General features: G+C 64.0%; 18 protein-coding genes. 6 read left to right on the top strand and 12 right to left on the bottom strand.

What is annotated here, in order from left to right; translation table 11 throughout:
- Positions 1-356: 356 nt before the first annotated feature.
- Together ppk1 and LHU53_RS04675 are read left to right on the top strand one after the other, a co-directional pair.
- A complete protein-coding gene (gene ppk1, locus LHU53_RS04680; RefSeq protein ID WP_227330926.1) occupies positions 357-2,519 on the top strand; it encodes a polyphosphate kinase 1 in 2,163 nt (720 codons plus the stop codon).
- Between the two features lie 20 nt (positions 2,520-2,539).
- The gene (locus LHU53_RS04675; protein WP_227330925.1) at positions 2,540-3,016 is read left to right on the top strand and encodes a histidine phosphatase family protein; all 477 of its coding nucleotides are present in this window, start codon (positions 2,540-2,542) and stop codon (positions 3,014-3,016) included.
- A gap of 6 nt (positions 3,017-3,022) precedes the next feature.
- On the opposite strand, the gene ppx is transcribed toward LHU53_RS04675, so the two are convergent.
- Positions 3,023-4,516: an exopolyphosphatase gene (gene ppx / locus LHU53_RS04670; RefSeq protein ID WP_227330924.1), complete on the bottom strand. Its 1,494-nt coding sequence runs from the start codon at positions 4,514-4,516 to the stop codon at positions 3,023-3,025.
- Between the two features lie 234 nt (positions 4,517-4,750).
- Between ppx and LHU53_RS19800 the strand changes: the two genes are divergently transcribed.
- Complete coding sequence (locus LHU53_RS19800) at positions 4,751-6,367, top strand: methyl-accepting chemotaxis protein (protein ID WP_304621922.1); 1,617 nt, start codon at positions 4,751-4,753, stop codon at positions 6,365-6,367.
- 41 nt (positions 6,368-6,408) lie between these two features.
- On the opposite strand, the gene LHU53_RS04655 is transcribed toward LHU53_RS19800, so the two are convergent.
- The 4 genes from LHU53_RS04655 to LHU53_RS04640 form a co-directional block, all read right to left on the bottom strand.
- A complete protein-coding gene (locus tag LHU53_RS04655) occupies positions 6,409-6,642 on the bottom strand; it encodes a thioredoxin family protein (RefSeq protein WP_227330923.1) in 234 nt (77 codons plus the stop codon).
- Positions 6,643-6,677: 35 nt separating this feature from the next.
- Positions 6,678-7,724, bottom strand: a complete 1,047-nt coding sequence (locus LHU53_RS04650; protein ID WP_227330922.1) for a permease — start codon at positions 7,722-7,724, stop codon at positions 6,678-6,680.
- 225 nt (positions 7,725-7,949) lie between these two features.
- Complete coding sequence (locus tag LHU53_RS04645) at positions 7,950-8,906, bottom strand: cation diffusion facilitator family transporter (protein WP_227330921.1); 957 nt, start codon at positions 8,904-8,906, stop codon at positions 7,950-7,952.
- Positions 8,903-9,472, bottom strand: coding sequence for a sigma-70 family RNA polymerase sigma factor (locus LHU53_RS04640; protein WP_227330920.1), 570 nt, complete (start codon positions 9,470-9,472; stop codon positions 8,903-8,905). Before LHU53_RS04640 ends, LHU53_RS04645 begins: the two co-directional genes overlap by 4 nt.
- 182 nt (positions 9,473-9,654) lie before the next feature.
- Here LHU53_RS04640 and LHU53_RS04635 point away from each other — a divergent pair, with 182 nt between their 5' ends.
- Positions 9,655-10,500 (top strand): GNAT family N-acetyltransferase, encoded by an 846-nt coding sequence (locus LHU53_RS04635; protein WP_227330919.1) that lies wholly within the window; start codon positions 9,655-9,657, stop codon positions 10,498-10,500.
- 58 nt (positions 10,501-10,558) lie between these two features.
- Here LHU53_RS04635 and LHU53_RS04630 read toward each other — a convergent pair whose 3' ends face one another.
- From LHU53_RS04630 to LHU53_RS04620, 3 genes are all read right to left on the bottom strand, one after another.
- Entirely contained in the window at positions 10,559-11,308 is a 750-nt protein-coding gene (locus LHU53_RS04630; protein WP_370632222.1) for a lysophospholipid acyltransferase family protein, read from the bottom strand.
- 14 nt (positions 11,309-11,322) lie between these two features.
- Positions 11,323-13,548, bottom strand: coding sequence for a PhoX family phosphatase (locus tag LHU53_RS04625; RefSeq protein WP_227330918.1), 2,226 nt, complete (start codon positions 13,546-13,548; stop codon positions 11,323-11,325).
- A 99-nt stretch (positions 13,549-13,647) separates the two neighbouring features.
- The gene (locus tag LHU53_RS04620; RefSeq protein WP_227330917.1) at positions 13,648-14,769 is read right to left on the bottom strand and encodes an NADH:flavin oxidoreductase/NADH oxidase; all 1,122 of its coding nucleotides are present in this window, start codon (positions 14,767-14,769) and stop codon (positions 13,648-13,650) included.
- Positions 14,770-14,986: 217 nt separating this feature from the next.
- Here LHU53_RS04620 and gap point away from each other — a divergent pair, with 217 nt between their 5' ends.
- The gene (gene gap / locus LHU53_RS04615; protein WP_227330916.1) at positions 14,987-15,985 is read left to right on the top strand and encodes a type I glyceraldehyde-3-phosphate dehydrogenase; all 999 of its coding nucleotides are present in this window, start codon (positions 14,987-14,989) and stop codon (positions 15,983-15,985) included.
- A 100-nt stretch (positions 15,986-16,085) separates the two neighbouring features.
- Here the strand turns inward: gap and glgC are convergent, their stop codons facing one another.
- The 4 genes from glgC to LHU53_RS04595 form a co-directional block, all read right to left on the bottom strand.
- Positions 16,086-17,396 (bottom strand): glucose-1-phosphate adenylyltransferase, encoded by a 1,311-nt coding sequence (gene glgC, locus LHU53_RS04610; protein WP_227330915.1) that lies wholly within the window; start codon positions 17,394-17,396, stop codon positions 16,086-16,088.
- A gap of 201 nt (positions 17,397-17,597) precedes the next feature.
- Complete coding sequence (locus tag LHU53_RS04605; protein WP_227330914.1) at positions 17,598-18,602, bottom strand: SLAC1 anion channel family protein; 1,005 nt, start codon at positions 18,600-18,602, stop codon at positions 17,598-17,600.
- A gap of 97 nt (positions 18,603-18,699) precedes the next feature.
- Positions 18,700-20,670, bottom strand: a complete 1,971-nt coding sequence (locus tag LHU53_RS04600; protein ID WP_227330913.1) for an AsmA family protein — start codon at positions 20,668-20,670, stop codon at positions 18,700-18,702.
- A 362-nt stretch (positions 20,671-21,032) separates the two neighbouring features.
- Positions 21,033-21,386, bottom strand: coding sequence for a hypothetical protein (locus LHU53_RS04595; protein ID WP_227330912.1), 354 nt, complete (start codon positions 21,384-21,386; stop codon positions 21,033-21,035).
- A 58-nt stretch (positions 21,387-21,444) separates the two neighbouring features.
- On the opposite strand from LHU53_RS04595, the gene LHU53_RS04590 reads away from it, so the two are divergent.
- Positions 21,445-23,850: a penicillin-binding protein 1A gene (locus tag LHU53_RS04590; protein ID WP_370632221.1), complete on the top strand. Its 2,406-nt coding sequence runs from the start codon at positions 21,445-21,447 to the stop codon at positions 23,848-23,850.
- The last annotated feature ends 222 nt before the right edge of the window (positions 23,851-24,072 follow it).

Raw genomic sequence — 24,072 nt, 5'->3', positions numbered from 1 at the left:
TTTTTTTGTGGGCGCTTTCAAGCGATCCAAGTCGCCGATGTGTGAGGGTGCGCTGCTCTGGCCACCATCGCAGTGCCAGGATCGTGGCCAATCCCTCAACCATGAACGCTTGTTGTTGCTGAAATTTGGCGGGGCTGAGGCTTGTGTACCCGTGCAAAACTGGTCGATGCGGGGATTCCCCCGTCGTGTTTTCTGGTCCTGCCGTTTGGCAAAGGTGTGCCGCAATGCAGCGTGACATGTCGCCCGGCGTTTGCTGGGCGGGCGTGATTCGCCTGCCCGGTTGCCAACGCCACAGTTTTGTCATCAAAATGACATACCGAACCGTCACACTTCGTGGATCACCGAACCAGGCCCGCATGACCGACACCGCTCCCACCCCCGAGGCACCGCCCGTGCCCGCTGCCATCGCCGCACCCGTCAAACGCAAAGCCCGGCCCAAGGCGGCGCCTGCGCCCGCACCCGTTGACACGTCCTGGATTGACCGCGATGTGAGCCTGCTGGCCTTCAACGCGCGGGTGCTGCACTGGGCGAAAAAGACCGATGTACCGCTGCTGGAGCGCCTGCGCTACCTGACCATCGTGTCGTCCAATCTGGACGAGTTTTTTGAGGTGCGCGCCGCGCTCTACACCAGCCTGGCCAAACCCAAGGCTGACCTCAACGCCATCGATGCGCAAGCGCAGGAGTCGCTGAGCCGTGCGGCCCACGCACTGGTCGAAGAGCAATACGCGCTGTACAACGATGTGCTGATCCCGGCCCTGGCCAAAGAAGGCGTGCGCATCGTGCCGCATGGCGAGCGCACGCTGGCGCAGCACCGCTGGGTGAAGTCGTTTTTTGAGCGCGAGGTGCGTCCGCTGCTGCTGCCCGTGGGGCTGGACCCGTCGCACCCGTTCCCGCAGGTGGCCAACAAGTCGCTCAATTTCATCGTGCGGCTGTCGGGCCACGATGCGTTCGGGCGCGAGAACGAGATCGCCATCGTCAAGGTGCCGCGCAGCCTGCCGCGTTTCATCCGCCTGCCGGAAAAGTTGTCCGGAAAACGCACGCTGTTTGTGTCGATTTCCAGCGTGATCCGCACCCACCTGAAAGAACTGTTTCCAGGCCGCACGGTGGGCAATTTTTCGCAGTTCCGCGTCACCCGCCACTCCGATCTGTCGGTGGACGAGGAAGATGTGAAAAACCTGCGCACCGCGTTGCGCCAGGGCCTGGTGCACCGCAATTACGGCCAGGCGGTGCGCCTGGAAGTGTCGGCGGGCTGTGTCGAGCACCTGTCGGACCTGCTGCTGCGCCAGTTTGAGCTGCCCGCCTCCGCCCTGTACCGGGTGCATGGCCCGGTGAACCTGGTGCGTCTGAACCAGCTGATTGACCTGATCGACCAACCCAAGTGGTTGTGGCCGCGGTACGAGGCCAGCTACCCGAGCCAGCTGCCACCCAACACCACCATCTTCGAGCGCCTGGCCGAGGGCGATGTGTTGATCCACCAGCCCTACGAGAGTTTTGACGGCGTGTTGGCCTTTTTGCGTGAGGCGGTTTACGACCCCGATGTGCTGGCCATCAAGCAGACCATTTACCGCACCGGCTCGGACTCGGTGCTGATGGAGCTGCTGCGCCAGGCGGTGCAGCGCGGCAAAGAGGTCACCGTGGTGGTGGAGCTCAAAGCGCGCTTTGACGAAGAAGCCAACATCAACTGGGCGGAAAAGCTTGAATACATCGGCGCCCAGGTGGTGTACGGCATCGTCGGTCTGAAAACCCACGCCAAGATGCTGCTGGTGTCGCGCCGCGAGGGCCGCAACATCGTCCGCTACGCGCACCTGTCCACCGGCAACTACAACCCCAAAACTGCGCGGCTCTACACCGACCTGAGTTACCTCACGGCCAATCCCAAACTCACCGCCGACATGGAAACGGTGTTTGGCCTGCTGGCCAACCAGAGCCGCATCCCCAAGCTCAACAAGCTGATCCTGGCGCCGTTTCACCTGCAGCGCAGCCTGATCGACCGGGTGGACCAGGTCGCCAAGGCCGCGGCCAGCGGCGTGTCGGGCCGCATCATCCTGAAGATGAACAGCCTGACCGACGAGAAGCTGATGGAGGCGCTGGCGCGGGCTTCGCAAGCCGGTGTCGAGGTGGACCTGATCGTGCGTGGCGCCTGCATGCTGCCGGCACAGCGGCCGGGTTTCACCGAGCACGTCCGGGTGCGCAGCATCATCGGCCGGTTTCTGGAGCACTCCCGGGTGTTCTACTTCCAGACCGGCGCCGAGGAAACCTTGTACCTGTCGAGTGCTGACTGGATGAACCGCAACATGTTGCGCCGCGTGGAGCTGGCCTGGCCGGTGGAAGACGCAGCCTTGCGCCAGCGCATCATCAGCGAGTGTCTGACGATGTACCTGGCTGACCACGTCGATGCCTGGACGATGGCGCCCGATGGCAGCTACCACCAAGTGACACCGCCCCGCAGTCCGGCCAAGCCCAAAGCAGCGGTCGGTGCGCAGGCCAGGTTGATGGCCCTTTATTCAGCCAAGCCCTGATGGCATAAGGACGACAAGCTATGGATTTGATCCTTTGGCGACACGCCCAGGCGTTTGACGCCGAGCCCGGCTGTGATGACCTGTCGCGCGCTCTCACCCACAAGGGCGAGGGCCAGGCGGCCCGCGTGGCCAAGTGGCTGGACCGCCAGCTGCCCGAGAGCACCCGGGTGCTGGTCAGCCCGGCGCGGCGGGCCGAGCAGACCGCGCGTGCGCTGGGGCGCAAGTTCAAGTTCCGCGACGAGCTAGCGCCGCAGTCCAATGCCGATGAAGCTTTGGCTTTCATTCAATGGACCGCTGAAAACGGCCCGCCGCACAAAGGCGCGGTGTTGCTGGTGGGCCATCAGCCGATGCTGGGCCAGATCGCCGCGCGCCTGTTGGGTGTGGATGAGGCCGCGTGTGACATCCGCAAAGGTGCCGTCTGGTGGCTGCGCAGTCGCCAGCGCGAGCAAGAGCTACGCGTGCACCTGGTCTCCGTGATCAGCCCGGAGCTGATCTGAGGCAGCTCAGTTCACCACCATTTCCAAACTCCAGGGCATCTTCTGCCAGGCCAGACTTTCCTGGCGCAGCAAGTGGGTTGACTGCGGGTAGTCCGAGGCCCAGACCTCATCCACAGTGAGGGTGAAGCGCTGGCGTTTGGCCGCGTAGGCCAGCGTCACGCGCTCGTCTTGCGGGTCTTGGCGGGCGTGGCACAGGATGACAGCCAGGCGCATGGCCAGCAGCAGCATCACAAAGCCGGACTCTTCAAAGTCGGCCTCCAGCTTGCGCAGCTTGCCACGGTGGCCCAGCACCAGCAGGCCCAGGCGATGCAACTCGGGCAGGCTGAACCCCACCGTATCGGCGTTTTCCAGAATGTAGGCGCCGTGTTTGTGGTAGTCGCTGTTCGAGATGGCCATGCCCACTTCGTGCAGCGCCGCCGCCCAGCGCAGCTTGCGCTGCAGCACGTGGGCGTCTGGCGCGTCGTCTGGCAACACCTGCGCCAGCAGGCGGGTCGCCACCCGGCTGACCCGGGTTGCCTGGCCAGCGTCCACGGCAAATTTGAGGGCCAAGCGCTGCACCGAGGTGTCGCGCGCGTCGGTGGCGTGGGCGTCGCGCGTCAGCATCTCCTGCAGCACGCCGTGGCGCAGCGCGCCTTGCGCCACTTGCAGGGTGTCGATCTGCAGCAGGTCCATCAGCCCGCGCAGCACACTCACGCCGCCGCCGATCACCGCGCGGCGGTCCTCTTTCAGCCCCTCCAGTTGCACCTGGTAAACGCTGCCCGCACGCAACAGGCATTTGACCAGCCAGTCCAGCCCCTCGCGGGTGATCTGACCACTGCCCCAGCCCGCCAGCGCCAGAATGTCGGCTACCGCGCCGATCGTGCCAGAAGCACCGTAGGCCGTGTCCCACTGGTGGGGCGCGTAGCTGGCAAGCGCTTCATCCAGCACCGCTTGGGCGGCCACTTCGGCGCGAAACAAGGCCTGTTCGGTGAATTCACCCTTGGGAAAGTATTTCATCGACCAGGTGACGCTGCCCACCCGGTATGAGGCGGTTTGCGTGGCGTCCAGGTCATGGCCCAGCACCAGTTCGGTGGAGCGCCCGCCGATGTCGATCACCAGGCGGCGCTCGGCGCTTTGCGGCAGAAAGTGCGCCACGCCCTGGTAGATCAGGCGCGCTTCTTCGGTGCCGGCAATCACGTCAATCGGAAAGCCCAGCACCTCGCGGCCACGCTTCAGAAAGTCGTCGCGGTTTTTGGCTTCGCGCAGGGTCTGGGTGGCCACGGCGCGCACCTGGTCCGGGCCAAAGCCCGCCAGCCGCTCGGCAAACCGCGCCAGGCAATCCCAGCCGCGGGTCATGGCTTCGACCGACAGGTTGCGTTCCTCGTCAAAACCGTTGCCCAGGCGCACGGTCTCCTTCAGGTAGTCCACCCGCTGGATCTGCCCGTGGTCAAAACGCCCGATTTCCAGCCGAAAGCTGTTGGAGCCCAGGTCAATGGCTGCCAGGAATGTGCCGTTGTTCATACCAGGAGTTTACGTTTGTGGCGTGACGATGCCGTGTCACCACCAAGTCGGCCGCATGCCGCCTTCGTTCTACCGACGCCCATGGGCATCCAGATGTGCCATATTGAACCTGCCTGTAATATCCGCGGCTTCAGGTGATGGCAGACTGTGCCGCCCGGCCTGGCCGACTGCCCGCAAGACGCGCACGTGCTGCACCTGGTCACCTGTGGCTCTATGTCTTGAGAGAAAACCATCATGCTTAACAATTTCAAAATCGGTGCCCGTCTTTCCGGCGCCTTCCTGACCCTGGTGCTTCTTCTTCTGGGTATTGCCTATGCAGGGTGGGCGGGTATTGGCAAGACGTTCGACGGAACGGTCGACATGTACAACGACAGTCTTGTTCCCATGAACAACATGAGCGCGGTGCAATACCTGGCCATCCGCAACCGCACCCTGGTGATGGACATGTTGTTGAACCCGGAGCCTGCCAACATTGTCAAACGTGTGTCCGAGATGGACAAGAATTTCGACCTCATGGACCAGGACTGGAAAGCCTTTCTCGCCACCAACCTGTCCCCGCAAGAAAAGGTCTTGGTCGCCGAGGTTGAACCTGCCATGGCCGCCTTTCGCAACGACGGGCTGAACCCGGCCAAACAGGCCCTGGCTGAGGGGAAACTCGAGGATGCCCTCACCATCTACAAATCAAAAGTCAGTCCGCTGGCGCCCCAATTTTTTGGACCCCTGGAGAAGCTGATGGCGCTGCAGGTGGACATGTCCAAAGCGGACATCCAAGCCGCCACCCAGGCCAATCGCACCACGTCCATCGTCATTGCGGTCGCCACCTTGGCTGCGCTGCTGCTGGCGGGTGTGTTGGCGGTGGTGATCACCCGCTCCGTCACCCGCCCCATCGGTGAAGCGGTGGCGTTTGCCCAGACCACAGCCAGTGGCGACCTCACCGCCCGCATCCTGCACGCCAGCCGTGATGAGGTGGGTGAGCTGCTTGATGCCCTGGCCTTGATGCAGGCCAATCTGGTCAAGGTGGTCAGTCACGTCCGCAGCGGCTCCGAAGGTGTGGCCACAGCCAGTTCCCAGATTGCCGAAGCCAACCACGACCTGTCGGCCCGCACCGAACAACAAGCCAGCGCCCTGGAACAGACCTCGGCCAGCATGGAAGAACTGGGCGCCACCGTCAAACAGAATGCCGAATCGGCGCGCACCGCCAACCAGCTGGCCATGAGTGCGTCTGCGGTGGCGCAACAAGGTGGCGACGTGGTCGGCCAGGTGGTGCAGACCATGAAAGGCATCAACGAGTCGTCCCACAAAATTGCCGACATCATCAGCGTCATTGACGGCATTGCGTTCCAGACCAACATCCTGGCGCTCAACGCGGCGGTGGAAGCGGCCCGTGCCGGGGAGCAAGGTCGGGGTTTTGCCGTGGTGGCCTCCGAGGTGCGATCCCTGGCCGGGCGCAGTGCCGAGGCGGCCAAGGAAATCAAGCAACTGATCAACGCCAGTGTGGAACGCGTCGGTCAAGGCAGCGTTCTGGTGGACCAGGCTGGGGAAACCATGACCGAGGTGGTCAACAGCATCAAACGGGTGACCGACATCATGGGTGAGATCAGTGCCGCCAGCACCGAACAGTCTTTGGGGGTGGCCCAGGTCGGCGAAGCGGTCACCCACATGGACCAAGCCACCCAGCAGAACGCGGCCTTGGTCGAGCAAATGGCCGCAGCGGCCAGCAGCCTCAAAACCCAGGCCATGGACCTGGTGCAAATGGTGGGCGCCTTCAAACTGGGCGATGCCGACCCGCTGCGGGAACCTGTGGCGGGCAGCCTGGCGCTCAGCGGCCCGCGCCGCCCGGCCCTGGCCTAGACAGCCGCCAGATCACACGTCCCAGCCAGGCCAGCCGAGGCTCAGGACGCCAACCAGCGCATCACCTTGTCGCGACTGGGCACACCACCGGCGTGCACCACTTTGCCGTCAATCACCACGCCGGGGGTGCTCATCACACCGTAACCGATGATCTGCTTGATGTCCTCGACCTTGCCGAGTGTGATGGCCACGCCTTTGGCTTGGGCCACCTCATCGATCAGGGCAAGGGTGGCTTTGCAGTTGGCACAGCCGGTGCCGAGTACTTGGATGTCCATGGTTTTTCCTTTCAAGAATGGGAGAAATCAGCGATTCAGAGCACCGCATTGAACACAAAACCCACGATCAGGATGCCGCTGGCCACCACGCCGACAAAGGTGGCGATCAGCCGCAGTTTCAGCACCTTGCGCAGGATGATCATCTCGGGCAACGAGAGCGCGATCACACTCATCATGAACGCCAGCACCGTGCCCAGTGCTGCGCCCTTGGCCAGCAGTGCCTGCACGATGGGGATGATGCCCGCCGCGTTGGTGTACATCGGCACACCCATCAGCACCGCCAGCGGCACGCTCCACCAGGCGTCCTTGCCCATGAAACTGGCCATGAAATCCTGCGGCACATAGCCGTGGATGCCCGCGCCAATGGCGATACCGGCCAGGATGTAGGGCCAGACCTTGCCGACAATCTGGCGCACGGCGGCAAACCCGCCGTCCAGACGATCCGCCAGCGTCATGCCGCCGTCCTCAAACTGCGCCGAGGTTTTGGGCATGTCGCGCACCCAGTCTTCCAGATGCGCTTCCATCTTCAAGCGGCCAATGGTCCAGCCCGCCACAATCGCCACGCTCAAACCCAGGCCCAGGTACAGCAGCGCCACTTGCCAACCAAACAGGCCAAACAGCAGGGTAAGCGCCACCTCGTTGACCATGGGTGCCGAGATCAGGAACGAAAACGTCACGCCCAACGGCACACCCGCCTGCACAAAACCAATGAACAGTGGCACCGCCGAGCAGCTGCAAAACGGCGTGACGATGCCCAAACTGGCGGCCATCACGTTGGCCACACCTTCACTGCGCCCGGCCAGCAGCGCGCGGGTGCGCTCGGGGGTGAAGTAGCTGTTGACCATGCCCATGACAAACACCACGCCGGTCAGCAGCATCAGCACCTTGGGCGTGTCGTAAATGAAGAATTGCAACGCGCCGCCCAGGTGGCTGTCGCGCGCCACCGGCAGCGCGGCCACGGCCGCTTCAGACAGCGGCAGCAACAGCTGGTACAGGCCCAGCCAGAGCGCGGCGGCGAAGATCAGAAAAGCCAGCGGCTGGCGCTTGGGCAGGGTGGCAAGTGAGTTTGTGAGGGCGGTCATACCCGTGAAGACGCGCCAATGCCCAAAAGGATTCAGCCTGGGGCTAGGTGCCCTCAAAATACCGGGTGCAGTTAACGGTCATCCCGGGCTTGGCCCGGGATCGATGCCTCCAGTGTTCATGGGTTGCCCCGGATCGAGCCCGGGGCAGGCGCCTTGCGTCCGCCATGACCGCCACGGGAAAGGCCCGCCTTGGACAATGACTGCCATCCCGTCAGCGCCTTGAACTTACTGGCAGGCCGCGCCCTCGCGCAGCGCACAGTTCAGCGCGTAGCCGGGTGACTCCAGTTGCAGCGTGACGTGGCGGATCTCGAAGTGTTCATGCAATTCATGTTCCGCCAGGTGCAGCAGCGCGCCGCTGTCGGCTGCCGGGTCGGTCAGCACCAGGTGCGCCGTCAGCGCAATGTCGGAGGTGCCCATGGCCCACACATGCAGGTCATGCACCTCGGCCACGCCCCCCAGGCCCAGCAGCCGCTGGCGCACCGCGGCCACGTCCACCGAGTCGGGCACGCCGTCAAACAGCAGGTGCACCGACTGGCGCAGCAAGCTCCAGGTGCCCAGCACAATCACCAGCGCAATCAGCAGGCTCATCACCGGGTCGATCCAGGCCCAGCCCTGCCACAGGTACAGCGCGCCGCCCAGCACCACGCCCAGCGACACCAGCGCGTCGGCGGCCATGTGCAAAAACGCGCCTCGGATGTTGATGTCGTCCTGGCTGCCGCGCATGAACAGCAGCGCCGTGGCGGTGTTGATGACGATGCCGACACCCGCCACCGCCATCATGGTCCAGCCCTGGGTGGGTTCGGGGGACTGCAGACGCTGCAGCGCCTCCCAGCTCAGCGAGCCCATGGCCAGCAGCAGCAACATTGCGTTGATGAAGGCCGCCAGGATGGAGGCGCGTTTGAAGCCGTAGGTGTGCCGCGCATCCGGTCGGCGCTTGCCCGCCAGCGCGCCGCCCCAGGCCAGCAGTAACCCGGCCACGTCGCTCAGGTTGTGCCCGGCATCGGCCAGTAGCGCCAGCGAGTCGATCTGCCAGCCGTAAAACGCCTCGATGCCCACAAACACCGTGTTGAGCCCGATGCCAATCGCAAAAGCGCGGTTGAAGTTGGCCGGCGCATGGCTGTGTCCGTGGTGGTGGTCGTGGCTATGGCTGTGGCCATGATCATGATCGTGGTGGGTACTCATGTGGCCTCCATGGCAACGTGGCAGCACACTTGCCCGTGCTCGTCAAACTGCACGCCGCAGTGCGCGACCAAGTGCTGGCGCAGGCGCTGGCGAGCGCGCAGCAGGCGGGACTTGGCAGCGCTCAGGCTCAAGCCGTGGGTTTGTGCAAAGTCACGCACCGTCTGGCTGTGCAGGTCGCAGGCCTCAATGACGGCGCGATCAGCCTCGTCCAGACGTGCCAGGTTTCGGCCCAAGCAGGCATTCAGCGCGTCGACCGCCGGGCGCGGCTCGGCCACCGGTGCCACCAAGTCGTCGGGCAAGTCCACCCAGGGTTTGGCTAAGCGGGTGTGGTCCACCAGCGTGGTGCGGGCCACTTGGAACAGCCAGGCGCGCGGGTTGTCCAGACGGCAAAAGCCCTGGCCAGCACGCATGGATTTCAGAAACACCTCTTGCAGCACGTCCTGCGCGAGGCTGTGGTCCTGCAACTGGCGTGACAGGTAGGCGAGCAACTCGGCCTCATGGGCACGCCAGGCCTTCACCACGCAGTCAAAGCGCGGCGGTGTATCGGTGGCGTGGGAGGTGTTCAACGGGCTTTCTTCGGGTTGTCAACAACGGGCCGCACTATACGGGAGGCGCTGGCGGCGCGTTGGCAGCAGGGCCAGCCTGGTCAGCAGATGGCTGGGCTGCCCTGTCACGGCGATGTCATCAAATCGCCATCAAAGCGTCACCCCGCACCCGCACCATCCATGGCAAACCAAGGAGCATGACCATGAGAGAACTACCCAACCCCACATTTGCTTTTTCCCCGGTCTCGTTGCCCAGGGGGTCACTTCATCGACCTGAGCTTTGTCAGCCTGACGCGTCGCGCGTCGTGGCAAGCCCTGAGCGCGGCGGTCTGCAGGTATCGTGGGCGCGCCACACGGATGAAGTCCGCCAGGCGCAGCGCCTGAGGTACCGCGTATTTGCCGAGGAAATGGGTGCCCGCCTGAGCACCACCGTGCCCGGCCACGACGTGGACATTTTTGACCCGTATTGCGAACACCTGTTGGTGCGCGACGAGGCCACGCAAGAGGTGATTGGCACCTACCGCGTGCTCACCCCGGCGCAGGCCAAACGCATTGGCAGCACCTACAGCGACACCGAGTTTGACCTGGTGCGCCTGCGCAGCTTGCGCGAACGCATGGTCGAGCTGGGCCGCAGCTGTGTGCACCCGGAGCACCGCCACGGCGGTGTGATCATGGCACTGTGGGGCGCGCTGGCCGAGTTCATGGTGCGCAACCAGCTCGACACCATGGTCGGTTGCGCCAGCATCCCGATGTTGCACAACGGTGTGGTCAGTGGTGATGTGGCGGCCAGCATCTGGCGCCAGCTCCAGGCCACCCACATGGCACCCATCGAGTTCCATGTGCGCCCGCGCCTTCCCCTGCCAGTGGAGCAGCTCGATGCCAGCCTGCAGGTGGAGCCACCGGCGCTGATCAAAGGTTACTTGCGCCTGGGCGCCAAGGTGCTGGGTGCCCCGGCCTGGGACCCGGACTTCAACACCGCCGACTTGCCGATGTTGATGCGCATCCACGACCTGCCTGCGCGTTACCGCAAACACTTTCTGGGTAACTGAGTCTCTGGTTGACGGGGCGCCGCGTTCAGGCGCCCCTCGCCGCTGGTGCGCGCTCAGCTCACACCAAACAACGCAGGCTGTCCACAGCGGCGCGGGTGTCCTGGGCGAGCGCCCTGCGGTCCCGCCCCAAAGGTGACTGCACCGGACCCAGCCGCACCTCTGCCTGCAAACCCGGATGGCGCACCGTGCGCCACATCGACTGCAACAGCGTGTCTTCGTCAACGTAGATGGGTGCCAGGCTGACCTGGCCACTGGCACGCTCCACAAACTGCAGCGCCAGCGCCTGCACTGGCGCCTTGGCAGACACCGCCGCCTGGAACAAATTCGCGTGAAACGGCAGCACCTGCTGCCCGTTGCTGGTGGTGCCCTCCGGGAAGATGGTCAACACCTCACCGGCTTGGAGATGCTCGGCCATCTGGTGCACCACACGCAGTGCGTCACGGGGTGACTCGCGGCTGATGAACAGTGTGCCAGCCTTGGCCGCCAGCCGCCCCATCAGCGGCCACTGGCGCACCTCGGCCTTGGCGACAAAGCGGCTCGGGCTGGTGGCCTGCAGCACCAGAATGTCCAGCCACGACACATGGTTGGACACCCGCAGTGCCGGGCCTGTTGCGGGCGGCGCGCCAGATACTTTTAAATCAATAGCTAAAAGCCCAAGCGCAGCAAGGGCCCAGGCCTGAATTTCCTCTTGTTGCCGGGCGGCGGACCAGCCCGGAAAGCGCCAGCGCAGCGTGGCCAGACCACCGATCAGGTGGCCGCCCAGCCGCAGCAGGCGCCAGCTGGCCAACAGCTGCTGGCGCATCAGCATGGAGGCCGCTCGCCTCAGCTACCGATCACACCACCGTCTTTTTTGGTGATGACGATGGTGGCGGAGCGGGGGCGCTGACCGGCGCCGTAGCCTGCGTTGGCAGGCCAGTGGCTGGTGTACTTGGCAGGGTTGCCAATGTCGGCCATCGGGGTGAGTTCACCGGGGTGCTGGATGTTGATGAACATCGCACGACCGTCGGGTGACTCACACAGACCGGTGATCTCGCAGTTGACCGGGCCCACCAGAAAACGTTTGAGAATGTCAGCCGACTGCGCCTTGCCCATCGGGGTGCTGACCTGTTTTTCGCTGCCGTCCTCGCGTTTGTAGGTCAGCGTTTTGCTGCTGCCGTCACCGACCTTGCCGGGAATGGCCGCCAGCAACATGCAGTTGGTTTTGTCGGTCATCGCGCCGTCGTCGGTCTGGATCCAGCACACACCGGTGGACGGGCTGAACACCAGGCCATCGGGTGCCGACAGTTCGTTGTCATCGGTCAGGTTCGACAGGTTGACACGGGTCTTGTCGGCGTCGGCTTCCGAGGCAAACAGGTAGATGTCCCAGGTGAATTGGGTGTCCGCCGGGTTGGCTTGCGCCACGCGGATGATGTGGCCGTTGACATTGCCTTTTTGCTCTTTGCCCGCTTTGAGGTCGGTGTAGGTGCGCGGGTTGGCCGCGTCCACACCCATCTCACCGTCCACCGTGCGGTTGCTGTTGTTGGTCAGCGTCATGTAGAAGTCACCGGTGCGTGGGTTCACACCACCCCATTCCGGGCGATCCATCTTGGTGGCGTTGACTGCATCGGCGGCCAGGCGGGTGAAGATGGCAATGTCAGCATCGGACTTGAAGGCAAAGTCAGGGTTGGCCGCCACAATCGGGTTGGCCATCGACAGCTCCAGCCATTGGCCGGTGCCGTCTGCCTTGAAACTGGCCGCGTACAAGGTGCCTTTGTCCAGGTATTTGTCACCCACGTCCAGCGGGTTGGCGCTGTGGGCGTCGGCGGCATCCCATTTGGCGGTTGATACAAACTTGTACATGTATTCACCGCGCGAGTCGTCACCCATGTAGGCCACGATCGGCTGGCCGGGGACGGGTTTGGCAAAACTCACACTTTCATGGGCAAAACGGCCCAAGCCGGTACGCTTGCGCACCGCCAATTGGGGGTTGTAGGCGTCCATTTCCACCACATAACCAAAGGTGTTCATCTCGTTGCGGTAGTCGCTTTTGGCGTCAGACGCCAGTGCGCCGTTGTTCCAGCGCACATAGCTGTCGCCCGCGCCCGCGCTCTCCCAGCCATGGCGGCTGGCAGCGCCGGCTTTGCGGCCATAACGGTCCAGACCCAACACTTGCGGGTTTTTCTTGCCACGGCGGTCGTCGTCCTTGGCATCACGATAAAAGTAACCAGACCAGTTTTCTTCACCCGACACAAAGGTGTTCCAGGGCGTTTTGCCGGTGCCGCAGTTGTTGAGCGTGCCGCGCGCGCGGGTGCCGTCCGGGCTGAACTTGGTAACCAGATGGCCACTGCCCTTGGCCGGGCCGTGGACCAGGACTTCGGTCATGGTGGTGACGCGGCGGTTAAACGGGGAGCCCGCCTTGTACGCCCACTGGTTGCCCTTGGCTTCGATTTCCACCACCGAGACACCGTGGATGGCCAACTCTTTGTCCACCTCGCTGGCCGGACGCGGCAGCTTGGAGGTGCCGCCGTTGGCGTGCAGGAAGAAGGAGCTGAGTTTTTCGTCGGTGGTGGCCTCATGGTTGATGGCCAACAACGCGCGTTGGGTGCTGGAGGCAGAAGGCTTGCCATTGGCATCCAGGCCAAACCATTCCATGCCGTCATGGTGGTCACCGGCGCGTTTGTCAAAGTCGGTGTCGGTGCCGTCGTTCTTGTAAGCGGGTGTGCTGGCGGTGAGCGGGTCGCCCAGCGCATAGAGCACCTGGGTCTGGTAGCCGTCGGCCACGGTCACGGTATCCATCAGGCTTTTGCCCACAGCGGCAAAACCCAGGGTGCTCAGGGGCGCAGACAGGCCCATGGCACTGGCGGCACCGGCACCTGCGGTGGCCGAGGTGGCGCAGCCGCTCAAACCCAGACCACCCAACAGGGCACCACCGGCAGCACCCACACCACTGAGCAACATGCTGCGACGGCTCAGCCGGGCCCTGACCACCGCATCAATGTGCGGGTTGCTGGAGGTGTTGGAGTCTTCTTCGTTGAAGAGGTCGTTGGGGCGCAGGGTTGGTTGGTTCACGGTCGGGGCCTCGTAGGTTGATGGAATAACCCAGCGAGTGTTCCCGCCCAGCATGAAACTTTTGTGACAGGGCCGCGACGACCCCACGCGCTCAAACAGTTAGCGCATACCCACCGATACTTGGCCAAACACCGCCTGCGCTGCGCGTGGCAGGCAGCGCCAATACGACGGGAAGGCCGCCACCGTACCGCCTAGTGCGGCTGCCGCATGCCAGCCCCAGCGCGGCTCGTACAAGAAGGCCCGCGCCAGCGCCACCAGATCGGCGTCACCGGCTTGCAGAACGGCTTCGGCCTGGGCCGGTTCGGTGATCAAGCCCACAGCGGTGGTCACCATGCCGCTGCTGGCGCGAACACTTTTGGCCAACGGTACCTGGTAGCCTGCCCCCAGCGTGATTTTTTGCAAGGGTGAAACACCGCCCGACGAGACGTGGATGAAGTCGCAGCCCGCCGCCTTGAGTTGCTGGCAGAAGGCTTCACTTTGGGATAAGTCCCAGCCGCCGTCCACCCAGTCAGAGGCCGACAGGCGCAGACCCAACACGCCGTCGTAGGCCGCGCGCACCGCCTGGAACACTTCCAGTGGAAAACGGATGCGGTTCTCCAACGAGCCGCCATACGCATCGCTGCGCTGGTTCGCCAGCGGCGACAGAAACTGGTGCAACAAATAGCCATGGGCACCGTGCAGTTCAATCGCGTCCATGCCGATGCGCTGGGCGCGCTGCGCGGCAGTCACAAATGCCTCGCGGATGCGCACCAGCTCAGCCGCGCTGATCTCGGTCGGTGCTGCCTCGGTAGGTGAATGGGGCAAGGCAGAGGGCGCCACGGTGGGCCAGCCACCTTGTTCCGGTGACAGCAGTTGCCCGCCCTGCCAAGGCACGGCACTCGACGCCTTGCGCCCGGCGTGGGCCAGCTGGATGCACACCGCGGTGTGGGGCGCCAGCGCGCGGGCGCGCTGCAGGTGGTCGGCCAGCGCGGCCTCGGTGCTGTCGTCCCATAACCCCAGGCACGCCGGGGTGATGCGGCCTTCTGGCAGCACGGCGGTGGCTTCGATGGTGAACATCGCCGCGCCGCTGTTGAGCAGGTTGCCCCAATGCATCAGGTGCCAGTCGGTGGCGCAACCCTTGACGGCCTGGTACTGGCACATCGGCGCCACCACCAGACGGTTGGGCAGGGTGAGGCCACCGCGTGGCGAGGGCAGATGCAAGGGCGAAAAAAGCAGGCTCATGGCAGGGGCTTGTGGTTGCTGGCGGGGCCGCAAGCATAGCCCACGGCCTGGCCCGCCGGTGCTGTCGGGTGCGCGTCAGGCGGGCGTGTTACCCGCATGTTCCCAGCCGTGCTGGTGATCGGTAAAATAGGCGCTGACCCGCTTGAAACATGACCGCGCCGGTTCTGAACGCCGAGCAAGCCACAGGTTGGTTTTAATTAACTCCCGGAGAAAAAGTATGACGATCAAGATTGGTATCAACGGCTTTGGCCGCATTGGCCGCAACGTGTTGCGTTCCGCCCTGCAGAGCTTCGACGACATTGAAGTGGTCGCCATCAACGACCTGCTGGAGCCCAACTACCTGGCGTACATGCTGCAATATGACTCGGTGCATGGTCGTTTCAAGGGTGACGTGTCGGTCGACGGCAACACGCTGATCGTCAACGGCAAAAAAATCCGCCTGACGCAAGAAAAAGACCCGGCCAACCTGAAGTGGAACGAAGTCGGCGCCGACATCGTGATCGAATCCACCGGTATTTTCCTGGACAAGGCCGGCGGCGAGAAACACCTGGCAGCGGGCGCCAAGAAGGTCATCTTCTCGGCACCGTCCAAAGACGACACCCCGATGTTTGTGTTTGGCGTGAATGACAAGACCTATGCCGGTCAAGCCATCATCTCCAACGCTTCTTGCACCACCAACTGCCTGGCCCCGCTGGCCAAGGTGATCCACGACAAGTTTGGCATCAAGCGCGGCCTGATGACCACCGTGCACGCAGCGACTGCCACACAAAAGACTGTCGATGGCCCGTCCAACAAAGACTGGCGCGGCGGTCGCGGCATTCTGGAAAACATCATCCCCTCGAGCACCGGCGCTGCTAAGGCCGTGGGTGTGGTCATTCCTGAGCTGAACAAGAAGCTCACCGGCATGTCGTTCCGCGTGCCCACCAGTGACGTGAGCGTGGTTGACCTGACCGTTGAACTCAACACCAGCGCCACCATGGCTGAAATCTGTGCCGAAATCAAGGCACAAAGCGAAGGCGCCATGAAGGGCGTGCTGGGTTACACCGACGAAAAAGTGGTGGCCACCGACTTCCGCGGCGAAACCCGCACCAGCGTGTTTGACGCTGACGCTTCCATCGCGCTGGACGGCACCTTCGTCAAGCTCGTGGCCTGGTACGACAACGAATGGGGTTATTCCAACAAGTGCCTGGAAATGGTGCGCGTGGTCGCCAAGTAATTCGGGTCACACCCAATCAAAAGGCCCGGCTGCATGGCAGTCGGGCCTTTTTTCATTGGGCTGGACCCGCGCCAGTTGGGCGCTGGTCTCTTGGTGGGTGTCAGCGGATGGTGTCTTTCAGTTGGCCCAACATGGCGGGTGTGACCAGCGTGATGCCGGTCTCAGTCACGTGAAAGCGCTTGCGGTCCGCCTCGTGGTCGACGCCAATCTGGGTGCCTTCGGGCAGGTGGCAGCCCCGGTCCAGAATACATTTCTTGACGATGCAGTGGCGGTCAATTTGCACATTGGGCAGGACCACCGAGTCTTCCACCAGCGAGTAACTGTGCACGTGCACCCCTGAGAACAGCATCGAGTGGCGCACCGTGGCCCCGCTGATGATGCAGCCGCCTGACACGGTGGAGTCCACCGCGCTGCCGCGCCGGGTTTCGTCATCAAACACAAACTTGGCCGGCGGGCGCTGCTCTTGCCAGGTCCAGATGGGCCAGTTCTCGTCGTACAGGTTCAGGTCGGGGGTGACTTCCACCAGGTCCATGTTGGCGGACCAATAGGCGTCCAGCGTGCCCACATCGCGCCAATACGGCGGTTTGCCGGGCTCTTGCACACAACTCTCGGAGAAGTTTTGCGCAAAGGTGCGGTAGCGCTTGACGCAGTGCGGGATGATGTTCTTGCCGAAATCGTGGTTGGACTTGGGGTCGTCGGCGTCGCGGTTGAGCTGCTCGAACAGGAAGCGGGCGTTGAACACATACACCCCCATGCTGGCCAGCGCCATGTCCGGGTTGCCAGGCATGGGCGGCGGGTTGGCAGGTTTTTCCTGGAACTCCACCACGCGACCCTCGTCGTTGACCGCCATCACACCAAATTCGCTGGCGTCCTTGAGGGGCACCTCGATACAGGCCACGGTCATGTCGGCCTTGCTCTCGACGTGGCCCAACAGCAGGCGGCCGTAGTCCATGCGGTAGATGTGGTCGCCCGAGAGGATCAGCACATATTCCGGGTTGGCGTGGCGGATTTCGCGCAGGTTCTGGAACACCGCGTCCGCCGTGCCCTGGTACCAATGGGACTCATCCACTTGCTGCTGTGCGGGCATGATCTCGATGAACTCGCCCAGGCGGCCATCCAGAAAACTCCAGCCCAGCTGCAGATGCCGGATCAGGCTTTGTGATTTGTACTGGGTGGCCACACCCACGCGGCGCACGCCCGAATTGACACAGTTGGACAGGGTGAAATCGATGATGCGGAACTTGCCGCCAAAGGGCACCGCGGGTTTGGAGCGCCAGTCGGTCAGTTCGCGCAGGCGGCTGCCGCGCCCGCCCGCCAGTACCATGGCGAAGGTGTTGCGTGTCAAGTGGCTGACAAGTCGGGGGTCACGCTCGTTGCGTGAGCCGAACGAGGATTCGTCAAAGTCTGTCATGTGTTGGCCCTTCATGGTTTCACTACACCCTGTCGCTGCGTCGCTACCGCAGGCAACTTTCAATTCTATTGACTTAGGCGCCCATCAGGTAGGTTTTGGCGGCTGCTTTCAGGCGCGATAAGCCCCGCTTCTATCCATCAGCGGCAGGCAACTGTCACGATTGATGACGCCACCGGGGCTGGCGACGGCGGCACAGTGGCCTTATTCGGGCACGCAAATCTGGTCGCGTTGCATGGCGATCACGGTGCGAACACTGATCAGCGTCACCAGCAGCACCAGCGCCGTCAACAGCACAACAAACAGCGCGGCAAAAAAGCCGCCGCCGACCTGCTCCAGCATGACAGAGGTGGCCAGGGTCATGGCCGCCACGGGGAAGGTGTAGGCCCACCACGGCAGGGCAAAGGCCAGCTTCCAGAAGTGCCTGGCCTGCGACAGCAGCAGCAAGGTGATGAACAGGCCAAAGTAATACAGGATACGCGCCACATCATCCACCACCCCGTTGTGCAGCTTGACCCAGGAGAGACAACCCACCGCGGGTGGCGCGATCAGGATGAACAGCGTGGGCAGCAGTTTGGCAGGCAGCATCGGGTGAAAGAAGAACCGGTTCAACAGCACCGCCAGCAGCGGTGTCCACATCATCAGCCCGACGCTGAAGGAGAACCACGACACCTCCTGATAACCCAGCGGCACCCCGGCCACCGGCACCAGGATGTTGCCCACAATCGGGATGAACCAGGCCGGGTTGCTGTGCTGCACCTGAAACTTGTCGTGGTGCATCCAGGCCGACAGGACGGCCAGCGTGAACAGCAGTTGCGCCGCAGCGCCCACGGCCCACAAAACCAGCGACACACCGGGCGCGTGGCGCATGACGGCTATGGCCAGCAGCAGCAAACCAATCGACATGGCCGGGAAAAAGCTCAGCCGAATCGGATGGTTGAACTCGGCCACCACATGCTGGCGGTGCAGCACGAACTTGGCCAGGTAAGCCAGGCTGATGGCGGCAAACACCAGCGCGGTCACGGCCAGCAACACCGCACTGGGAGACACCGACCAGCCCCATAACTGCTCGGCCTTTTCCAGTGCGATGGTGGTGCCGGCCAGCCCCATGACGATCGAAAACATCGACACCGGCAGGTGTTCCAGATGGCCGTGTGCGGCGGTGGGGGCATTGGCGGATGCGGCAGCAGGTGCGGCGGGGGTGCTCATGGTCACTCATCTCCAGTGAAAAACGCTGGAAATCATGGTACTTGCCCGGGTATCAAAACGACGGTGACAAGAGTCACGCAGCGTCAGCGCTTGGCGGCTACTTCTGAGCTTTGGCTGGATTGCCCGATGCGCGCGGCCCGACCCGGGCGTCGCGCACCAACTGGCCGCAATCGCTGTCCTGACCGGGGCCCGCGTCGATCAGCGGCAACAAGGCCAGCAGCGGGTTGACCAGGCCCAGCGCCACGGCGCCAACGGCACGCGCTGCCACCCGGCCGGTGTCGATGCTGACCTGGGGTTGGGCAAAGCTGCCGCGAATGTAGATCGGGCTGCGCAAGGCGACCGGGCTGGTGGCCTTGGTTTTGGGGGTCAGCGTCAGGTCCAGCGTTTCTCGCGCAAGGTTGATGCTGCCGGTGCCCAGCAGCGTGGTGATCTGGGTGTCGAACACCAGTGCCTCGGTCTGCATGGTGCCGGCTTTGACGTTGAAGTCGGCCACCGCGCAACGCAGTTTCACCAGCTTGTCGCCGGTCAGGTTGAGCTGCAGGATTTCCCACAGATGCAGGCCGGCTTTTTCCATCATCAGCCGGCTGATCTGGCCGCCCGCCACCACCAGAGCAACCTTGCCGTCGGCACTGGCCAGCATCTTGCCCACCGAGTTGCCGCTGCCGGTCAGACTGAACTCGCCGTTCATCTGGCCGATGCTGGCCTGGGTCAGGTCCACCGTGGGGAACAGTTTGGACAGCAACAGCTTGCGCGCCCGCAGCTGCACCGTCGCCTGGATCGGCGTTTTGCGGCCATCGAGCGTGATGCGGGTCTGCAGCTCACCGCCCGCCAGGCCAAAGTTGAGCGGGTCCAGCGTCAGCACCGAATCGCGCAGACTCACGTGCGCCGTGAGGTCTTCCAGCGGCAGGGCTTGGGCGCGGCGCAGGGTCTTGGCGGTGAGCTGTACCTCGGCATCGACCGAGTTCCAGCGCGCCGCGTTGAACGGCAAGTCGGGCAACACCCGGCGTTTGGCCAGCGGGTCGGCCACCGCCCGGGTGACACTGCCGGTGCGGGCGCCGATCAGCGGGCCCAGATCGTCCAGTGCCAGCACTTTGGCGGTCAGGTCGGCGCGCAAGGCGGGCCGCTTGCCACCGGTTTCCACCTGGACGAACCCGGCGATGTCGCTGGCGCCAATGCGACCGGCAAATTGCTCAAAACGCCAGCGCTGGTCCGTGTGGATCAAACGTCCTTCGGCGGTGTAGGCCCGCGTCGCCGGAAAAGCGATGCCCAGCAGCGGGTAGAGCTGCTCCAGGCTGCCGCCGCGCAGCGCCATCTGCATGTCCACCGCCGACAACGCCAGCAAGCCGGTGAGGGTGCCGTCCACCTCCACGCGGGTCGGGCCGACGCTGGCGCTCAGTTTGAGCGGATACGGCTGGCTGGTGTCACGCAGCGCCAGCACCGGCCCACCGCTGCCCTGCGCCTTGACCGGCAGGCCTTTGAACTGGCCGGTGGCTGAGAAAGTCAGATCCAGCCCGGTTGGGCCCGTGTCCACACCAGCGGTCGTGGAGAGTTGGGCGCGGATGCTGGTTTTTTGGCGCACATCGTCATACCCCAGCGTTCCTTGGCTCAGTGTCACGCGCCCGATGTGGATGCGTGCGGTTTCGTCCTGCTGGTTGAGGTCCAGCAGCCAGCTTTTGCGCCCGTCGGTCGCCTGTTCCAGAAAAATGGCGGCCTGGTCCAGGCGCACTTCGGTGAAGGCCACGGTGCGCTGCAGCAGCGCGGGCAGATCGACACTGACCGCCACGCCTTCAGCCGTCACCATCTGTTGTTCTTGCGCCCAGGCCGGGTTGGCAAAGCGCACGCCGGCCGCGTGCAGGCGCACCACCGGCCAGCCAAAATCGACGCTCAGGTCACCGCTGATCACCAGCGCGCGGCCGGTTTTTTCCAGGACCAGACGCTCCACCGGCGCGCGCAGCCAGTTCCAGCCCACCAGCGCGAGGGTCAGCACCGCCAGTAGCACCAGCGCCAACAGGCCAGCGCCGACCCGCAGCCAAGAACGGCGCCATACCGAAGGGGTGGGTGAAACCATACACGTCAGACTTTCCAGGTGACTGGCTCCGGGAGTGTCCAGCTTCTCGCGCGATTGTGGCTGATGGCGTCGAGTGCTTCAGTGCGCCAGCGTACTCACACGGCGTGGACTCGCCCAAAGAACGCCAGCCGCGCGGCGGCATTTGCGCGTTTTCACAGCCTGCCTGAACGCGCCGCCCGCTCGCCGTCACGTTCTGGCAAGCCGCTGCCAGCGATGGGCGGGTGTCGGAAGGCTTCCGCCAGATTGCGGCACAGAATCTGAGCCATCTTGGCCTCGAGCCCTGGCGGTTTCAAATCCAAGTGCAACACGGGGGAGTCTGTTGGATCGATGCGTCGGGCCGCTCCTGGGCATAGCGTGACAGATCAGGCCCCCTCCCGGTGACCGGGGGACTGTCTGTCCGCCATGTCGGGTGGACGCACATGAATGCTCAGCAGGTCTGCGGGCTGACCACGCCGGTCCTCACCCTTGGTGCGAGGCCAGTGCCTGGCGCGTGCCATGCGCCGGCAAGCAACGGTCTCTTTGCGCAGTTGGGCGCAGCAGACGTTCCAAATAGTGTCGTGCGAGACGCGTTTGGCAGCCTCAGTGGCATGCAGTTGAGCCAGGTGGGAGGCGATTTGTTGGGGCGACCAGTGCTGGCGTAGCAAGGCGGTGGTGGCATCAAACAGGGCGTTGCCTGCGATCAGCTTTGGGCGGGTACACGCCAAGTGCCGGGTCATGCGGCGTGCTGTGGGGGCGATGGAGGGCAGGCGGATAATCCGGCTGCCCTGGCAACCCATGCTCTTTGGTTCCTGCGTGTCCTTATCCTCCCGATTCCCCCCTTTTCTGATTGAGTTTCTGCAGCGCTGGCGCCGCCCGACCCGGCGCGAGCTGCTCTGGGCGCTGGCCGCTTTGCCAACCCTGCTGCTGGTCTACACCCTGCTGCTGATTCCTTTCACACCTGCCATCAGCGACATCCGCAAGGCCAAGGTCGATTTACCCGCGCAGGTGATGTCGAGCGACGGCAAGTTGCTGACCGAGTTCAAATGGGCCAACCGGGTCTGGGTGCCGCTCAAAGACGTGTCGCCCTCGGTGGTCAACGCGCTGATCGCCACCGAAGACCACCGCTTTTATGAGCACTTCGGGCTGGACTGGCGGCGCACCGCCTCAGCGGCGTTGCACACCTTCTCGGGTGACCGGCAAGGCGGCTCAACCCTGACCCAGCAACTGGCGCGCAACCTGTTTCCGCAGGAGATTGGCCGCGCGCCCACGCTGACACGCAAACTCAAGGAAGCCATCACCGCGTTCAAGATTGAGGCGCTCTACACCAAGCCCGAGATCCTGGAGACCTACCTCAACACCGTGCCCTTTCTCTACAACGCCTACGGCATCGAGATGGCGGCGCGCACCTACTTTGACAAATCAGCCGACCAGCTCAGTGTGCTGGAGAGCGCCACGCTGGTGGGCATGCTCAAGGGCAACAGCTACTACAACCCGGTGCTCAACCCCGAGCGGGCGCTGCAGCGTCGCAACACCGTGCTGGCGCAGATGGTCAAACGCGGGCAGCTTGAGGCGGCGCAGTACACCAGCCTGAGCAAACGCCCGCTGCGCATTGACTTTGAGCGCCAGGTCGAAGACAGCGGGCCGGTGCCACACTTTGCGGTGCAGCTGCGCAAATGGCTGATCGATTGGGCCGACGACCACGACTACAACCTCTATGCCGACGGCCTGGTGGTGCACACCACCATTGACGCACGCCTGCAGACCCTGGCCAACCAGGCGCTGGCGCGCCAAAGCCGCCATCTGCAAAATTTGGCCGACGCCGCCTGGCAGCCGCGCCGGGCCTGGGGACCCGACAGCGCCCTGGTCCAGACCCTGGTACGCGAAACACCGGAATTCCGCCGAGCGGTCGAGGCCGGCCAAAACGCTGACGACGTGCTGAACGCGCTGCTGAAAGACCGCAGCTTCATGGACCAACTGCGCGCGCAGAAAACCCGGCTGCAGGCCGGTTTCCTGGCGCTGGACCCGCGCAACGGGCAGGTGCGCGCCTGGGTGGGCAGCCGCGACTTTGCGCAAGAGCCGTTTGACCATGTGTCACAGGCACGGCGCCAGCCCGGCTCCACCTTCAAACCCTTTGTCTACGGCGCCGCCTTCGACCAGGGCGCGAGTCCCGACGACACGCTGATCGACCAGGCGGTGGAGATCCCGCTGCCCGGTGGTGAAGTCTGGCGCCCCAGCGACGGCGGCCCGCCCAGCGACAAACCCATGCGTCTGCGCGATGCGCTGGCCTATTCCAAAAACACCATCACCGCCCAGCTGATGCAGTCCGTGGGCCCCGAGCGGGTGGCCCGGCTGGCACGTGCCATGGGGGTGAACGAGAGCCCGCTGGAGGCGGTGCCCGCGCTGGCCCTGGGCACCAGCCCGGTGAGCTTGAAGGAAATGGTCAGCGCCTACAGCAGCATCGCGCACGACGGCCAGTACCTGGCGCCGATGCTGGTGACCCGCATCGAGAACCGCCAGGGTGAGGTGCTGGCCGAGTTCGCTCCGGCCCAGCCTCAGCGGGCCTTGTCTGCCAAAGTGAACTACCAGCTGCTCGACGCCATGCGGGGTGTGGTGGACAAAGGCACCGGCGTCGCTATCCGCAGCCGCTATGGCATCCGCGCCGATGTGGCGGGCAAAACCGGCACCACCCAGGACAACACCGACGGCTGGTTCATCCTGATGCACCCGCAGCTGGTGGCCGGTGCCTGGGTCGGCTTCAACGATGGCCGCATCACGCTGCGCAGCGACTACTGGGGCCAGGGCGCGCACAGCGCCTTGCCGATCGTTGGTGAAGTCACCGCCCAGGCGCTGCGGACCAAGCTGATCGACCCACGCGAGCGCTTCGAGGCACCACCCGAGGGCTTTTTCAGCCAGCTGGCCAAAGGCTTGCGTGACTGGGCCCAAGGCCTGATGGCGCCCAAGCCCGTACCTGTGCCACAACCGGTGCGTCAGCCCGCCCCCATCCCGGACGAGGAGGTGGTGGCGCCGGAGCCCGCTGTGCCCGCCAGTGAACCGGTCGAGTTTGTGGAGTCGCAAGTCACGCTGCCCGCCAGTGCGCCGGTATCGCCCATTTCAGCCTCGACCGCCGTGCCTACCTTGGGGCCGGTGGCACCGGTGTCTGTGCCCGCACCGGCTGTGGTGCCCGATGAGGCGGTGCGTTAAGGCCGGGTTTGATGGTCCGAGCACGGACTTGGGCGGGGTTGAATACCGGGTTCATTCGCTGAGGTGCTGACGTTGTGGGTAGGCCATGTGGGGTTAGCGAAGTAATCGGCCCGCCTGCGCCGCAAATCGTTCCGAAGAAACACGTGGCGCGGGCGTTGCAAATGTGGCAAGGTGGAGCGTGGCACAGGCAAAGACCGGTGTAGCAATGGTGCATATTGCCCG

It is taken from the genome of Rhodoferax sp. U2-2l, from assembly GCF_020594515.1.
Classification (GTDB): Bacteria; Pseudomonadota; Gammaproteobacteria; order Burkholderiales; family Burkholderiaceae_C; genus Rhodoferax.
The sequence above is the reverse complement of the archived record's forward strand: the minus strand, read 5'-3'. Positions and strand labels throughout refer to the sequence as shown.

Bases quoted from the DNA above. Each gene is read 5' to 3' on its own strand.
- LHU53_RS19800 (WP_304621922.1), top strand. From the start codon at position 4,751: ATGCTTAACAATTTCAAAATCGGTGCCCGTCTTTCCGGCGCCTTCCTG.
- ppk1 (WP_227330926.1), top strand. From the start codon at position 357: ATGACCGACACCGCTCCCACCCCCGAGGCACCGCCCGTGCCCGCTGCC.
- LHU53_RS04590 (WP_370632221.1), top strand. From the start codon at position 21,445: ATGCTCTTTGGTTCCTGCGTGTCCTTATCCTCCCGATTCCCCCCTTTT.
- LHU53_RS04630 (WP_370632222.1), bottom strand. From the start codon at position 11,308: ATGCTGATGCGCCAGCAGCTGTTGGCCAGCTGGCGCCTGCTGCGGCTG.
- LHU53_RS04675 (WP_227330925.1), top strand. From the start codon at position 2,540: ATGGATTTGATCCTTTGGCGACACGCCCAGGCGTTTGACGCCGAGCCC.
- LHU53_RS04600 (WP_227330913.1), bottom strand. From the start codon at position 20,670: ATGGTTTCACCCACCCCTTCGGTATGGCGCCGTTCTTGGCTGCGGGTC.
- ppx (WP_227330924.1), bottom strand. From the start codon at position 4,516: ATGAACAACGGCACATTCCTGGCAGCCATTGACCTGGGCTCCAACAGC.
- LHU53_RS04620 (WP_227330917.1), bottom strand. From the start codon at position 14,769: ATGAGCCTGCTTTTTTCGCCCTTGCATCTGCCCTCGCCACGCGGTGGC.
- LHU53_RS04655 (WP_227330923.1), bottom strand. From the start codon at position 6,642: ATGGACATCCAAGTACTCGGCACCGGCTGTGCCAACTGCAAAGCCACC.
- glgC (WP_227330915.1), bottom strand. From the start codon at position 17,396: ATGACAGACTTTGACGAATCCTCGTTCGGCTCACGCAACGAGCGTGAC.
- LHU53_RS04645 (WP_227330921.1), bottom strand. From the start codon at position 8,906: ATGAGTACCCACCACGATCATGATCATGGCCACAGCCATAGCCACGAC.
- LHU53_RS04595 (WP_227330912.1), bottom strand. From the start codon at position 21,386: ATGACCCGGCACTTGGCGTGTACCCGCCCAAAGCTGATCGCAGGCAAC.
- LHU53_RS04635 (WP_227330919.1), top strand. From the start codon at position 9,655: ATGAGAGAACTACCCAACCCCACATTTGCTTTTTCCCCGGTCTCGTTG.
- LHU53_RS04605 (WP_227330914.1), bottom strand. From the start codon at position 18,602: ATGAGCACCCCCGCCGCACCTGCTGCCGCATCCGCCAATGCCCCCACC.
- gap (WP_227330916.1), top strand. From the start codon at position 14,987: ATGACGATCAAGATTGGTATCAACGGCTTTGGCCGCATTGGCCGCAAC.
- LHU53_RS04650 (WP_227330922.1), bottom strand. From the start codon at position 7,724: ATGACCGCCCTCACAAACTCACTTGCCACCCTGCCCAAGCGCCAGCCG.